General features: G+C 64.5%; 10 protein-coding genes. 3 read left to right on the top strand and 7 right to left on the bottom strand.

Annotated features, from left to right (window positions below; all coding sequences use genetic code 11):
• Position 1: 1 nt before the first annotated feature.
• On the bottom strand, positions 2-1,789 hold the full coding sequence (locus tag AB5Y50_RS18190) for a putative nucleotidyltransferase substrate binding domain-containing protein (protein WP_041211372.1): 1,788 nt from the start codon (positions 1,787-1,789) through the stop codon (positions 2-4).
• Between the two features lie 158 nt (positions 1,790-1,947).
• Here AB5Y50_RS18190 and AB5Y50_RS18185 point away from each other — a divergent pair, with 158 nt between their 5' ends.
• Positions 1,948-2,754 carry a crotonase/enoyl-CoA hydratase family protein gene (locus tag AB5Y50_RS18185; RefSeq protein ID WP_010674581.1) on the top strand — a complete coding sequence of 269 codons (807 nt, stop codon included), beginning with the start codon at positions 1,948-1,950 and terminating at the stop codon, positions 2,752-2,754.
• Positions 2,755-2,821: 67 nt separating this feature from the next.
• Here AB5Y50_RS18185 and AB5Y50_RS18180 read toward each other — a convergent pair whose 3' ends face one another.
• Positions 2,822-4,321, bottom strand: a complete 1,500-nt coding sequence (locus tag AB5Y50_RS18180; protein ID WP_010674582.1) for a sodium:alanine symporter family protein — start codon at positions 4,319-4,321, stop codon at positions 2,822-2,824.
• 375 nt (positions 4,322-4,696) lie between these two features.
• Between AB5Y50_RS18180 and AB5Y50_RS18175 the strand changes: the two genes are divergently transcribed.
• Both AB5Y50_RS18175 and AB5Y50_RS18170 read left to right on the top strand, forming a co-directional pair.
• Positions 4,697-5,065: a GNAT family N-acetyltransferase gene (locus AB5Y50_RS18175; RefSeq protein ID WP_010674583.1), complete on the top strand. Its 369-nt coding sequence runs from the start codon at positions 4,697-4,699 to the stop codon at positions 5,063-5,065.
• 18 nt (positions 5,066-5,083) lie between these two features.
• Complete coding sequence (locus AB5Y50_RS18170) at positions 5,084-5,893, top strand: zinc-dependent peptidase (protein ID WP_029314463.1); 810 nt, start codon at positions 5,084-5,086, stop codon at positions 5,891-5,893.
• A gap of 80 nt (positions 5,894-5,973) precedes the next feature.
• On the opposite strand, the gene AB5Y50_RS18165 is transcribed toward AB5Y50_RS18170, so the two are convergent.
• The 5 genes from AB5Y50_RS18165 to AB5Y50_RS18145 all read right to left on the bottom strand — a co-directional run bounded on the left by AB5Y50_RS18165 (position 5,974) and on the right by AB5Y50_RS18145 (position 14,239).
• Complete coding sequence (locus AB5Y50_RS18165; protein ID WP_029314465.1) at positions 5,974-6,570, bottom strand: GPR1/FUN34/YaaH family transporter; 597 nt, start codon at positions 6,568-6,570, stop codon at positions 5,974-5,976.
• Positions 6,571-7,660: 1,090 nt separating this feature from the next.
• Positions 7,661-10,555: a DUF748 domain-containing protein gene (locus AB5Y50_RS18160; RefSeq protein ID WP_041201608.1), complete on the bottom strand. Its 2,895-nt coding sequence runs from the start codon at positions 10,553-10,555 to the stop codon at positions 7,661-7,663.
• A gap of 283 nt (positions 10,556-10,838) precedes the next feature.
• On the bottom strand, positions 10,839-11,252 hold the full coding sequence (locus AB5Y50_RS18155; RefSeq protein WP_010674587.1) for a MerR family DNA-binding transcriptional regulator: 414 nt from the start codon (positions 11,250-11,252) through the stop codon (positions 10,839-10,841).
• Between the two features lie 54 nt (positions 11,253-11,306).
• Positions 11,307-12,278: a hydroxymethylglutaryl-CoA lyase gene (locus tag AB5Y50_RS18150; protein WP_010674588.1), complete on the bottom strand. Its 972-nt coding sequence runs from the start codon at positions 12,276-12,278 to the stop codon at positions 11,307-11,309.
• Positions 12,275-14,239, bottom strand: coding sequence for a biotin carboxylase N-terminal domain-containing protein (locus AB5Y50_RS18145; protein WP_010674589.1), 1,965 nt, complete (start codon positions 14,237-14,239; stop codon positions 12,275-12,277). The genes AB5Y50_RS18150 and AB5Y50_RS18145 overlap by 4 nt, the downstream gene beginning before the upstream one ends.
• Between the last annotated feature and the right edge of the window lie 96 nt (positions 14,240-14,335).

Below are 14,335 nucleotides of genomic sequence, written 5' to 3'. Positions count from 1 at the left end.
GCTATTGCCTAAGACGAAAGTGCAAGGTGAGCCATTGCTGGAACTTCTTCACCTGGTGCAGGGCATGGCGCAGCAGATCCCGCTCTGCGGGGCCGAGGTCGGCCACCCGCACCCGTCCGTCTCCCTCCTGCAACTGGCTGCGCAGCCGAAGCCGCATGAACAGCCGGAAGGCCTCCGCCAGATTGGTGCCATAGTCCCGGCTGAGGCGTCCCTGGCCCACCAGGGCCTCGATGCGCCCCGTGGTCGAGGTCTCCAGGATCCCCGCCTCCAGGGAGAGTACCCGGACGCCGTGGACCAGAGGGAAGAGGCCGCCCCGCTTGAGATCCAGCCCCTCCGGGGCTTGCTCCAGCCTGCCAAAGAGGGTGAGGGGGGCGTGAAAGGCGACGGCGGCCCTTGCCATCTCCGCCAGCAGATCCGGCCGGTCGGCGAGGCAGGCCCGCAGGTGACGGGCGACGGGGGCGAGCCGGGCGCGATCTCCCGTGATGGCCTGGGCATCTGCCAGGGTGGCGAGCCAGAGCAGATCCGCTTCGCTGGCGCGCACACAGGCCTGCTCTATCCCTTGCAGCCAGCCGCCAAGCGGCTTCACCCAGGCCGGGTTGTTGACCATCACCCTGCCCGGGCAAGGGGGATAACCCAGGCGCGCCAGCAGGGCGCTGAAGGCGGCCAGATCCGCCGACTGGGTGGGCCACGGCAGGCCATCCGGCAGGATCAGGGCATTGTCCTGATCGGTTTTCTGGATCTGTTCGCCACGCCCCTCCGACCCCAGCATCAGCAGGCACACCTGCTCTTGCTGCGCCGCGGGGATCACCAGGGAAAAGGCCTTGGCGATCAACTGCTCGTTGATGGTGGCGATGAGCTTCATCAGGAACAGGGTGTGGATCCCCTGGGCAAACAGGGAGCGAATGAGCTGCTGCTGCTCCCGGGCGACCGCCTCGAGGGCGGCCGGGGAGTCGGCGCGGGCGATGCGCAGGGTCAACACATGGGAGTGGGTGGAGAAGAGCCCGAGCACCTGGGTCAAATGCAGGATGCCTGCCACCTCCTGCCCCTGCCAGATGACCAGGCGCTTGATGCGGTGGCGGGTCATCAGCAGCAGGGCATCGAACAGATAGCTCCCCAGTGGCAGACCCGTCAGCGGGGTGGGGGTCAGCACCGCCAGCGGCGCACTGAGCGGCAATCCCTTGAGGGTGAGGGCGTGGAGCAGGGTCTTGCGGGTGGCCAGGCTCAGGCTGCCGTCTGCTCCGGGATAGAGCAGGCAGTCGGTGCCCCTGGCCACCATGGCCTCGGTGGCGGCCAGGAGCGAGAGGCTGCTTTCCACGATGAGCGGCGCCTGCAGATGGTCGGGAGCGATGCGGGTCAGGATGAACTCCGCCAGGTTCTGCTGCCCGAGCTGGCTGCGCCGCTCCTGCTCCCGCTGGCGCTCCGCCAGGGTGGCGGTGAAGTAGCGGGCGATATGGGGGTGCGCGTCGCACAGGGCCAGAAAGACGGGGCGGGGAATGAGCTGGCAGAGGGTATCTTCCAGGGCGGCGAAACGGTGGCGGCAGTGCCCGTCAAACTGGGCACGGACGTCGAACATGTCCCCCTCGCCATAGTCGCCAAAGGATTGATGGGGGGCAGACTCTTCCACGGCCCCCTTGATGATGAGGTAGAGCCCGGCGGGCTCCTCCCCGGCGTGCTGCACCGTCTGGCCCGCGCGAAAGTAGCAGATGCTGAGGTGCTGACCGAGCCGCTGGCGTGCCTCCTCGTCCAGGCCGTCGAACGGTGGACGGGCAAAATTGAACAGAAGTGACATGAGAGGCTCCACCGTGACCATGGGGCCAGTCTGACAAAGGCTCTACCACCGGGCCAGCCGACTTTAGTCGCAGGCCCGGGGCGGCCTCCCTGTACCTGCCCATAACACTCTGGTAACGTTGTGGTATGACCAGTTGAATCAAAAGGACGAAGACGGAGATGGAAAAGCCAAGGGTCAAATGGGTGTTTCAGGAGGGGATCGCCGAGGTGATGCTCTGCCGGGGGGACAAGCTCAACGCGCTGGATCGGGCCATGTTCGACGCCATCGACGAGACGCTGAACGCGCTATCCCGGCAAAAAGGGCTGCGGGCCGTGATCCTGCACGGGGAGGGGCGGGCGTTCTGCGCCGGGCTGGATGTGAAATCCATGCTGAGGCAGCCTGTGGCGGCGCTGGAGATCCTCAAGCGCGAGGCGGACGAGGCGACCAACCTGGCCCAGCGGGTGGCCTATGGCTGGCATCAACTGCCGGTGCCCGTGATTGCGGTGACCCAGGGGGTCTGTTTTGGCGGCGGCCTGCAAATAGCGCTCGGCGCCGATTTTCGCTTCAGCACCCCGGATTGCCGCTTCTCGGTGATGGAGATCAAGTGGGGCATCATCCCCGACATGAGCGGCAGCGTCACCCTGCGCAACCTGATGGGGATGGATACCGCCATGGAGCTTGCCATGAGCGGGCGCGAGCTGGAAGCCAGCGAAGCCAAGTCCCTCGGCCTGGTGAGCCGGGTGTGCGCGGATCCCCTGGAAGAGGCGCGGGCCTTTGCCCGGACCCTGATCACCAAGTCGCCGGATGCGCTGGCGGGGATCAAGCAGCTCTACACCCAGGCCTGGGCTCGCAGTGACGAGGCCATGCTCAAGGAAGAGACCCGGTTGCAGAGGCAGATCCTGGGGCGCCCCAACCAGTGGCGGGCGACCCTCAACAGCCTGTTTCGCTGGCGCCTGCCATTCGGACCGCGCCGCAACGCGCTTTGAACCCCTCACCCATCCAACACAAATGAAAATGGCAGCCGAAGCTGCCATTTTGCATTGTGCCGTCTGATTACTTGGCAACGGTATCCGGGTCCGCCTCGAAGGGGTGGCCGGTTTGCTCGCGCATCAGGTTTACTTCGGCGCGGTTTTCAATCCAGTAGTCCGCGTTCTTGATGCCGAGCTTTTCCGGGTGGAACACGGGATCCAGACCCTTGGCCAGCTGTGCCTCGTAGTCTTTCAGACAGGCGAAAGCCGGCTTTTGCAGCATCAGGATGGCACCGATGTTGAGCCAGGCCATCAGGCCGACCCCGATGTCACCCAGGCCCCAGGCCAGATCGGCGGTCTTGACGGTGCCGTAGACGGTGGCAGCCATCAGCGCAATCTTCAGCAGGAAGGTGAGCCAGGGGCGGTTAATCTTGCGGTTGACAAAAGCGATGTTGGTTTCGGCGATGTAGTAGTAGGCCACGATGGTGGTGAAGGCGAAGAAGAACAGGGCGATGGCGACGAAGTAGTTGCCAAAGCCTGGCATCATGCTCTCCATGGCGGTCTGCACATAGCCGGGGCCTGCCGCGATGCCGGCGATGCCGGTGTAGAGGGCGGCACCGTCCGGACCCTGCACGTTGTACAGGCCAGTGATGAGCAGCATGAAGCCGGTGGCGGAGCAGACGAACAGGGTGTCGATATAGACGGAGAACGCCTGCACCAGGCCCTGCTTGGCCGGGTGGCTCACCGCCGCGGCGGAGGAGGCGTGGGGGCCAGTCCCCTGGGCGGCTTCGTTGGAGTAGACCCCGCGCTTGACACCCCACATGATGGCCAGACCCAGAATGGCGCCGAAGCCGGCTTCCATCCCGAAGGCACTCTTCCAGATGAGCAGGATCACGCCCGGCAGTTGGCCGATGTTCAGGGCGATGATGACGCAGGCCACGATGATGTAACCCAGCGCCATGAAGGGCACCACGGTACTGGCGAAATTGGCGATGCGTTTGACGCCGCCGAAGATGATGAAACCGAGCAGCAGCGCCAGACCGGCGGCGGTCACGTTGGGGTCGATGGCAAAGGCGGTCTGCAGGCTGGAGCCGATGGAGTTTGCCTGCACGCCCGGCAGCAGCACGCCGCAGGCGAAGATGGTGGCGATGGCGAAGGTCCAGGCATACCACTTCATGCCCAGGCCCTTCTCGATGTAGAAGGCCGGACCGCCGCGATATTCACCGTTGATCTTCTCCTTGTAGACCTGGCCCAGGGTGGACTCCACGAAGGCGGAGCTGGCGCCAAGGAAGGCGACCATCCACATCCAGAACAGGGCGCCCGGGCCGCCGAAGGTGATGGCAGTGGCCACACCGGCGATGTTGCCGGTACCGACGCGACCGGCCAGGGTCATGGAGAGTGCCTGGAAGGAGGAGACACCGGCATCGTTGCCCTTGCCCTGAAACATCAGGCGTATCATGCCTTTCAAGTGGCGCAGTTGCAGGAAACGGCTGCGCAGGGAGAAGTAGAGGCCTACCCCCAGACACAGATAGATGAGCGCTGGGCTCCAAATCACGCCATTGATGGCATTGACGATCTCATTCATGTACAACAACTCCTTTGTTGCGCTGTCTTGGCGAGGTCTATATGCCTCGCTCCCTTAACATTGAAATATGCGGTGACCAAGGGGGTCACTCAGGATTGTGCGGGACTTTCGACTGGTTAGTCCGCGGGATTTAACATATCGGTTTGTTCAGGGCCTTCCTAGTGAAAAGTGTTGTGGCTTTGTTAATTTGTGAATTGACATTAACAAATGGTGAATGGAACTGGACAAGATTCGGTACATACCCATCATCTGCCGCTTTGCCATGCCCAGAGGGCTGATTGAGGTAATGCAAATAGGAGGCCAGGAGTGGCAACAAGGGAAAACAGATACATCATTCGCCTCGCCGGGGAGGCGGATGGGGCCGGATTGACGGGGTTGTTTGCCCAGTTGGGCTACCCCAACCCTGACGGGGCGGTCAGCGCCAGGCTGGCCCAGCCCGATCCGGCGCGGGAGGTACTGGTAGCCCTGTGCGAGGGGATCCCGGTGGGGGTGCTGGTGTGGCACCACTTGCAACCCATGCACCTTGCACCAGCCTGGGGCCTGATCTCGGCGCTGGTTGTCGATGAGGGTGCAAGGGGCGGGGGCATCGGGGCCCTGCTGCTGGCGGCGGCAGAGCAGCGGGCGGCAGCTCTGGGGTGCGGCCAGCTGGAGCTCTCCAGCAGCCTCAAGCGCGAAGGGGCGCACCGATTTTATCTGGCGCAAGGGTATTGCGAGCGTCCGAAACGTTTTGTGAAAGCTGTCTGATTGGCAAGAGGAGTCTGTGTGTTCTGGTCCAGGTTGAAAGAGGTATTGGGTGGTGCATCTCCCCGGGAGCCTCGTCTCCCAGAAGAGCAGGAGTGGCGCGAGGCGCTGGCGGCGGTGCCCATCTTGCAGGGGCTTGAAGAAGAAGAGGCGCAGAGGCTGATGGAGCTGGCGCGCCATTTTCTCTCGCGCAAGACCCTCACCCAGATCGGGGTGGAACTGACGCCCCGCCAGCAGGGGGTGCTGGCCCTGCAGGCAGTGCTGCCCATCCTGCACCTGGGGTTCGATTGGTATCGAGGTTTCCACGAGGTGATCATCATCCCCGAGCCCGTGACCCGTCGTCAGGAGGTGCAGGACGAGTTCGGGCTGGTGAGCGAATTTGAAGAGGAGAACGCCGGTGAATCCTGGCCCCAGGGGCCACTGGTGCTGGCCTGGAGCGAATTGCAGCAGGACGGGGACTGGGACGGATTCAACCTGGTGATCCATGAGCTTGCCCACAAGCTCGACATGCTGGGAGGGGATGCGGACGGTGCACCGCCCCTGCCGCGGGGCATGGATCCCCAGCAATGGACCCGGGCGCTGCAAGGTGCGTTTGACGAGATGAACGATCAGTTGACCAGAGAGGAGGTGACCGAGATAGACCCCTACGCCGCCTCGCACCCCGCCGAATTCTTCGCGGTGTGCAGCGAGAGCTTCTTCACCGATCCGTTGCGTCTGCGTGTCGTCTACCCTGCGGTCTATGACCAGTTCGCCCGCTTCTACGGTCAGGATCCCGCTGCCCGCTACCCGGCCACCCGGTTGCTGGCCGGAGATCCCGGAGCGCAGGGCTGACCGGCACTGCGTCCGGGCGGCAGAAACACAAAAGGCACCCCTGAGGGTGCCTTTTTCGTGACAGCGATGTCGCCGGGTGCTTAGGCAGCGGCTTTGAGCTGGGCGGGAGCGGCTTTCTTCTGCTCGCCGATGGGCAGCACGGTGCGACCGAACTGCTCGTTGATCACGGTGGCCATGGCCAGGTAGATGGCGCTGGCGCCGCAGATGATGCCTTCGAAACCGGCGATGGTGCCGATCAGGGTACTGCCGGTGAAGTCACGGGCAGCCAGCAGGAAGAACAGCACGGTCAGGGAGGCGAACACGAACTGCTTCACGCGGGGGAAGTTGACGGTCCCGATCAGCATGAACAGGGTGAACATGCCCCACATCAGCAGGTACCAGCCCATGTAGGCGTGCGGGGTGGCCTCGGCCAGACCCATGGTCGGCATCACCAGCAGGAACACCAGGCTCCACCAGAAGGTGCCGTAGGAGATGAAGGCGGTGACACCGAAGGTGTTGCCACGCTTGTACTCCATGATGCCGGCGATGATCTGGGCCAGACCGCCATAGCACAGACCCATGGCCAGGATCATGGCGCTGATGGGGAAGAAACCTGCGTTATGGATGTTCAGCAGAATGGTGGTCATACCGAAACCCATCAGACCCAGAGGGGCAGGGTTGGCCAATTTTTCGCTCACGTGGTGTTCTCCAACAATAGAGGTGGGGTTGATAAAAGACGCGCGATTTTAGGCAGGCTCAGGGTCCCGGGCAAGGGGGGGACACACAGAAATGGTAAAAAAAGAACACGAAAGTTTAAGTGGCCAACCATTCGTGCCATTCAGGTAGACGAGTGGTGAATGAAAAACGTTTTCAACGTTGCGATTTTGTATAAAAGGCAACTTGGCATGAAAGTCGGCAACGACGATGGTGACTGGGACTGGTGAGGGAAACGCGCCCCGGATGGTCGCGTCATGGCGGTTTGATTGAAAAATGAGTTCATATGCCATCAGACCAGAGTGTTTCCCTCCTGTTTGTGGCGCATGGACCTCCCGTATCGCTTGCCATCGCAGTGTCCGTTGCGCTCCCCATTTTCTCGTCAACCCCGCGCTCGCCACCGTGTTCCCTACACAAGGGCGGGGCGCCTGAGAAACCCGCAGGCGCGCTGTGTTGACTGCCACGGGCGAAAGGGGCGCAAGATTAACGGGCAGGATCAGAGGCTGCCCTTGTCAGAAAGCCAGAGGCGGGATGGGCCATGGGCCCAGTAAAGACGCTTCGAAATGGAAGGGGGGCGCGGGGTTGGCCCTTTGGCGTGCGCGAGAGGGTGTTCAGGATTGGCCCGATTAGACACTGTATATCTAATCGGGCCATCTATTTTGACATGCCGACATGCCGACATGCCGACATGCGGGATAACGGGATAACGGGATAACGGGATAACGGGATAACGAGATCTTTCGAGACGGCTAGCGAGAGATAAATCCTGATGGCAGGGGTCGGGGGAGGTTAGAGAAGGGGAGGCAAGCAGGGATAAGGCAGCTCCACCATGATGTCGCCGCCGCTAGGCACAAAGGGAACAGCAGGGGCAAAGCGCGGGACCAGCCACCGCCCGCTCGCTCCGGCGGGAAAGAAAGGGATGAGAAAGGGTCGAGCAACTGGCACCGCACGGGTATCTGGGCGGTGGGCACCTTAAATGGCCAGGAAGGCGTTATCCGGTGGGGGTCGGGGGTGGGAGCCCCTTGGGCCATATGCCGTCGGGGCAAACAAGAGGGGCATCCGGCGGGCGCCGGATCAGTTGTCCAGGGTCAGCACCACCTTGGCTTCCTTGTCCGTCTCCTTCACCTGGCTGTCGAGCACGAAGAGGCGCTCCGGCGCGATGCCCTGGGTATCCACCAGATACTCCTTGGTGTTCTGGGCGCGGCGCATGGCGAGGTTTCGCAGGGACTTGGCGGTGATGAGCTGCTGATCCCGTAGCAGGAGCACCGCCTGGGCGCGCAGGGCCTCGCTCCCTTCATCGAGTCGCAACCGGTCGGCCAGATCCCCGAGATCTTCGTTGAACTTAGCTTCATAGGCCTCTGCCAGTGCGGATTGCATGGCGGGATCCTGCTCCAGCAGCGTCAAATCCACCGGGCTGCCGGTGGTCTTGGCCAGCAGCCGCTCAAGCTTCTGGCGCTGGAGGATGGGGCGCTCTTCGTTGAAGTTGACCTTGCCGCGAATGTTCATGCTGAGCTTGGGCCTCTCCTTGAGGGCCTGCGCGAGGGTGGTCAGCTTGGTCTGCTGGGTCGGGGTCAGGGCGGGATCGCCAGGTAGGAAGGGGAGCTCGTCGAGATCCTTGGTGCCCCCCGTCAAGGACGCAAGCAGGGAGAAGGGGGAGGTGATGGCCTTGCCGAGGGTATTGCCGAGCACGTCCCAGAAGATGTTGCCCAGGCTGAAATCAGGCTGATCCAGATTGCCCTTCACCTTGAGGTTCATCTTGATGACGCCGTTCGAATCGCTCAGCAGGGCGATGGCGAGGCCGAGGGGCAGATCCTTGGCCTGCTCGCTCTTGACCTTCTCCCCGAGTTGCAGCTTCTTGATGGTGATGTCGTTGTCCCCCTCCAGCCGGTTGCCCTGCAGCTTGTAGTTGAGTTTCATGGAGAGCTGCCCCTTGTCGATGGCATAGCCTGCATAGGTGCTGGAGTAGGGGGTGAAGGTGGTGAGCTCCAGATTGTTGAAGGCCACGGCCACATCCAGCACGGGATCCTCGATGAGCAGGTTGGCGCCCCCCCGGATGGTGACGGGGGCGTAGCGGTCCACCTTGCCGTTGAAGGCGAGCTCGGAGCGCTGCCCCGGGGTGTTGCTGATATGGCGGCTCTGGCCGTCGAGGGAGGCGATGTCCACCACGAACTCCGGGCTCAGGCTGCGATCGGCGAAGCGCAGGTTGCCCTGGGCGGTACGGATCTGATCGATGACGATGTGCGGGGCGGGGGCGCTCTCCCTGGCGTTCGCGGCGGGTTGCGGCAGCAGCAGTTGCTGCACGTTGGTGATCCCCTCTTCGTTGATCTCGATGCGGGCATAGGGTTTGCTCAGCAGGATGTCGGCGATGCGCAGTTGCTGGCTCAGGCCATCATAGTGCAGGCCGCTCAATTGCAGATTCTCTATCTGGAGCAGGCGCTGGTTGTCGGCCCGATCCAACACGTTGAGCCCCGCGACCTCGAGTCCACCGCTTATCTCCAGCTTGCTGATGGCCCCCTGGCGGTCGGTGGCCAGGTCCAGCCTGGTGCGGCTGGCAAGCTCGCCGTCCCGTACGCTGATGCGCAGCAGATCCTGCAGGTAGGGTTGAGCCAGGGTCAGCGGCAGCCCCTGCTGGCGGATGGCGCCGTTCAGGGTGAAGGGGGTCAGCCCCAGGGTGCCGTCAAACGCCACCGTCGTCCTGGTGTCGAGGGTTGCGTTGAGGGTGAGGGGGCTGGGTTGGGCGGTCTGGCTGCCAAGGGGCCCCAGGGTGAGGGCGAGGGCGGAGATGGCCCGTTTCAGGGGCTTGCCGCTGGTGGCTTCGGTCAGAGTGAGGCTGCCCTGGTCGATGCGGGTCTGCTTGAGGGCCCATTGCCAGGGCTTGGCGGGGGTGGCCGGTTGTTTGCCCCCCTTGGGGGTCTTCTGGGGGATCAACAGGTCCGCGAGATCCAGTTGTTGCTGTTGGTCGAGGACGGCGGTGATGGCCGGGCTCTTGAGGGTGGCGGCATCGAGCTCAAGGCGCTGCTTGTTGCCATCGATGCGGATCCCGGTCAGCGCCAACTGCTTGAAGCGGGCAAATTCCTCCCCCTTGTTGCGTGTGAGCTGCCAGTTGGCCAGGGTCAGCTTGCCCTTTGACAACTGCCAGTCCAGTCCCTGCTTGCCCTGGGTGAGGCGATAGGCGAGCTCGGCGCTGGCCTCCCCTTTGGCGAGGGTCGCCTTGAGATAGGGGGCCCAGAGGGGGGCGAAGGGGGCGATGGCCACCTTGCCAAGGCTGAGGTTGCCCTTGCCGGCGCCGCTCATCATGTCGAATTCCCCTTCGGCCTTGAGGGGGCTCTTCTCGTTGACGGTGGCGCTCAGGCGATAGGGGTTGAGCACCCCCTCTGCGCTGGAAAAGCCGGGCAGGTGCAGGGCGAGCTTGTCCAGGGTGAGGGGCGGGACCCACCCCGGGCTGCTCTGCTTGCGGCTGTCCCGGTAGCTGAGCCGGCCCTGCTCGACGGACAGCTTGCCGATGGTCACCAGCACGGGCTCGGCGCTAGCTGGCGGTGTTTGCTCCGGCGCAGGGGCGAGCAGGGAGGCCAGTGCATCGGTCAGGTTGAAGCGTGCCTCCCCCTTGAGATCCTCGAGGCGCACCAGATCTGCCCTGGGGGCGGTCAGGGTGGCCTCTTCCAGTACCAGGGCGCGCTGCTGCCAGCTCGCTTTCAAGGCGGGAATGAGCTTCAGCTCTTCAAATGACACCAGTGCTTGCTGCTTGTCATCGAGCAGGGCGCTGGGCCCCAGCACGAGGGAGGGGGAGCGGATCCCCACCTCTATCTTGCCAAGGGAGAGGTGCAGACCGTAATGGGTGGCAAGCCAGCCGGGGAGATGGCGCTGGATGAGGGTCGGCGCCTGCCAGAGCAGGATGGTGATGCCGATGAGCAGGAGCGCGAGAAGATAGAGGGCATAGCGCAGCAGACGAGCGGGCAGAGGCTTGAGCATGATGGTCTCCATTTGATGCGCATATGGTAGCAATTAATCGTGCCCGGTTCATGGGAAGGACTCATGAGGTGCGCCGCACTCTGACCGGGCTGGGGAATTATTGTGCGACCAAGGCCGGATTTCCCCCGTTTGCCCCACCTCGCCGCTTGCCCAAACCGCCCAGTCTGTCCGGCATGCCGTGACGGGCGATGTGGGGAACAAGGGGGTTGCCGGGTCAGGGCCTGCCACTGCGAATATCCACTGGAAAACCGGGATACCGGGGGCGAGATACCCCCAGAGTCTGTCAATCCCCGTCGGTTTTCAAGCCGCCGAGGGAGTGGATGCAGCGCTGCTCGGCGGCATCGAGCTCGGCCATCACCATCTGGATGTCCTCCAGTTGCTGGCGCAGGGAGTGGCGTCTGGCCTCGATGAGCTGGATCATGGAGTGAAGCTGCATCCGGCTGGAGCGGTCGGTGTCGTACATGTCGAACAGCTCGCGGATCTCCGCCAGGCTGAACCCGAGGCGCTTGCCGCGCAGGGTCAGTTTCAGGCGGATCCTGTCCTTGTGGCTGTAGATACGGGTCTGCCCCTCCCGGGTCGGGGTGATGAGCCCCTCGTCCTCGTAATAGCGGATGGTGCGGGGGGTGATGTCGAACTCCTGGGCCAGCTCCGAGATGCTGTAGGTCCTCTCCTTGCCACTGGCGTGTCTGGCTCTCATGGTGCGCCCTCCTGATGAGCTGGCGGGGTCCTGGCCCCGCGGCAAGGGCCGGGTTCATGATGCATGATGGCCTCCCGGGGGGCGCTGCTCACGCTCTTGTGCGAAGCGCCGCCCCCTCCCGTGCAGGGCCTGGCCGACCCGGGAGCCGTTGGGGCGCCCCAGCAGCTCGCTCACCCACTGGCCGGTGGCGGCCAGCTGGTCGAGGTCGACGCCGGTGCTCATGCCAAGGCCGTGCAGCAGATAGACCACCTCTTCCGACGCCACATTGCCGGAGGCACCGGGGGCATAGGGGCAGCCGCCGAGCCCGGCCACCGAGCAGTCGATGGTGCGGATCCCGCGCTCGAGCGCCGGCAGCAGGTTGGCCAGCCCCTGGCCGTAGGTGTCGTGAAAATGAACCGCAAGCCGGCCCGCCGGGATCTCGTGCAGCACCGCATCCAGCATGGGAGCCACGGTGCCCGGGGTGCCGACGCCGATGGTGTCGCCGAGGGATATCTCATGGCAGCCCAGATCCAGCAGCCGCTCGGCAAGGGCGGCGACCCGTTTCGGGCGGGTCGGGCCGTCGAACGGGCAGGCGATGACGGTGGAGAGGTAGCCGCGCACCTTGATGCCGAGGCTGCGCGCCTCCTGCACCAGGGGAGCGAAGCGCACCAGGGACTCCTCCACGCTGATGCCGATGTTGGCTCGGGTGAAGCCGTCCGAGCAGGCGGTGAAGAGACCTATCTCGTCGGCGCGTGCGGCGACGGCGGCCTGCAGACCCTGCAGATTGGGCACCAGGGCGCCATAGCGGGTCGGCCCCCTGCGCGGCAGGGCATTAAAGAGTGCGGCGGAATCCGCCATCTGCGGCACCTTCTTGGGCGACACGAAGGCCCCCACCTCGATGCGCTGCAACCCGCTCTCGGCCAGGTGGGCGATGAGCGCCAGCCGCTGCGCCAGGGAGAGGGTGGCGGTCTCATTTTGCAGGCCGTCCCGCGGCCCCATCTCCACCAGGCTGACCTTGTCGTCCCGGTTCTCGTGCGTGTGGCTCATGAGCGCTCCTCCTGCGCGGTATGGTCCTCGGCAAAGCGCACCAGCACGGCGCCCTGGCTCACCTGTTCGCCCTGGCGGCACTGCAGGGCCTCAATCACCCCGTCCCGGTCAGCTTTGAGGACGTGCTCCATCTTCATTGCCTCCAGCACCAGCAGGGGTTGCCCCTTGCTGACCGGCTGGCCGGCCTCGACCTGCAGCGCCACCACGATGCCGTGCATGGGGGCCAGGATGCCCGGGACATGGCTCGTGTCGTGATCATGGTGGAGCTGATGATGCTGATCATCGAGCGAGAAGCGGATGCGCCTGCCCGCCAGGTGCAGCAAATAGGCGTCCTCGCCGAGGGGCTGCACCGGATAGCGCTGCCAATGTCCACCCTGGCACAGGCGGATCTGTTCTGACCCGAGTTCAAACGGGATCTGCTCGCCTTGCCAGAGTAGGCTGCCTGCCCGCTCGGCGAGGGTGAGAGTGCGGGTCTCCTCGCCGATGCGCACCGTGGCGCAAAAGCGGCGGGTGGGGCCCAGCCGAAAGCCTGCGGCCTGCTGCCAGGGGGAGGCATCGCGCTCGCAAGTGGCGAGCCAGAGGGTGGCGAGGGGCCAGGCGAGCGCAGGAACGGGCAGGGTGTCGGTGGGAATGGGCCACTGGGTGTGGTGGCGCATCGCCAGCACCTCTGGCGCTTCGCACAGGCGCTGCAGGAGCGGGCCGTTGTGCACCAGAGGGCCGAGATCCAGGGCTGCCAGGGCATCGGCCAGGGTGGCAAAGGCTTCGCTGCGGCTCGGTGCGTGGGCGACGAGCTTGGCGATCATGGGGTCGTAATAGGGGCTCACCTCATCGCCAGCGGTGACGCCGGTGTCGATGCGCACCCCCTTGGGCCAGGTGAGCCAGTGGATGGGGCCGCTCGCTGGCAGAAAACCGGCGGCCACGTCTTCGGCGTAGAGGCGCGCCTCCACCGCGTGGCCACGCAGCACCACCTGTTCCTGGGTGAGGGGCAGCGGTTTGCCCTCGGCCACCGCCAGCTGCCAGGCCACCAGATCCTGGCCTGTGATGGCCTCGGTAACCGGGTGCTCCACCTGCAACCGGGTGTTCATCTCCATGAAGAAGAACTCCTCCCCGCAGAGCAAAAACTCGATGGTGCCCGCCCCCCGATAGGCGATGGCCTTGGCCGCCGCCACGGCCGCCTCGCCCATGGCGCGGCGCAGGGCAGGGGAGATGTCGGGGGCGGGGGCCTCCTCGATCACCTTCTGGTGGCGGCGCTGCAAGGAGCAGTCCCGATCCCCCAGATAGATGGCGTTGCCAAGGGCATCGGCAAAGACCTGCCCCTCCACGTGACGGGCGCGGGGGAGATAGCGCTCCAGCAGCACATGGTCGTCGCCAAAGGCGGCACTCGCCTCCCGCTTGACCGCCGCCAGGGCGTCGTCAAAGTCGGCCAGCTGATCGACCCGCCGCATCCCCTTGCCACCGCCGCCGCTGGCCGCCTTGATAAGGAGCGGGAAGCCCACCTGGCTCGCCTGATCGCGCAAAAAGTCGGGATGCTGATCCGCGCCGTGATAACCGGGCAGCACGGGGACGCCGGCTGCCTGCATCAGCCCTTTGGCCCCCGACTTGTCCCCCATGGCGAGGATGGCGGCGCCGCTTGGGCCGACAAAGCGCACGCCCCGCTGCTCGCAGGCGGTGGCAAAGTCGCTGTTCTCGGAGAGGAAACCGTAGCCCGGGTGGATGGCGTCGGCATTCGCTTCTTTGGCAATCTTGAGCACCTTGCCGGTGTCGAGGTAGCTCTCCCGGGCGGGGGCCGGCCCCAGATGCCAGGCTTCGTCGGCTTCGCGCACGTGCATGGCGCGGGCATCGGCGTCCGAGTAGAGGGCGATGGTGTGAATGCCGAGGCGCCGTGCTGTCTTGATGATGCGCACGGCGATTTCACCGCGATTGGCGATCAGCAGGCGCTTGATGGGAGTGTGATGGGTCATGCTGCCTCCCTGTTGTTCAAGGCGCACAAGTGCGAAGCGTGTTGATCCACACTCCCGTTATATTGACCACAGTTGGCGATCAGCAGGTGCTTGATG

This window comes from Aeromonas sp. s6, assembly GCF_040907815.1.
Taxonomy (GTDB): Bacteria; Pseudomonadota; Gammaproteobacteria; order Enterobacterales; family Aeromonadaceae; genus Aeromonas; species Aeromonas caviae.
This window is presented reverse-complemented; position numbering and strand designations above follow the sequence as displayed.

Bases quoted from the DNA above. Each gene is read 5' to 3' on its own strand.
- AB5Y50_RS18190 (WP_041211372.1), bottom strand. From the start codon at position 1,789: ATGTCACTTCTGTTCAATTTTGCCCGTCCACCGTTCGACGGCCTGGAC.
- AB5Y50_RS18185 (WP_010674581.1), top strand. From the start codon at position 1,948: ATGGAAAAGCCAAGGGTCAAATGGGTGTTTCAGGAGGGGATCGCCGAG.
- AB5Y50_RS18180 (WP_010674582.1), bottom strand. From the start codon at position 4,321: ATGAATGAGATCGTCAATGCCATCAATGGCGTGATTTGGAGCCCAGCG.
- AB5Y50_RS18160 (WP_041201608.1), bottom strand. From the start codon at position 10,555: ATGCTCAAGCCTCTGCCCGCTCGTCTGCTGCGCTATGCCCTCTATCTT.
- AB5Y50_RS18155 (WP_010674587.1), bottom strand. From the start codon at position 11,252: ATGAGAGCCAGACACGCCAGTGGCAAGGAGAGGACCTACAGCATCTCG.
- AB5Y50_RS18150 (WP_010674588.1), bottom strand. From the start codon at position 12,278: ATGAGCCACACGCACGAGAACCGGGACGACAAGGTCAGCCTGGTGGAG.
- AB5Y50_RS18145 (WP_010674589.1), bottom strand. From the start codon at position 14,239: ATGACCCATCACACTCCCATCAAGCGCCTGCTGATCGCCAATCGCGGT.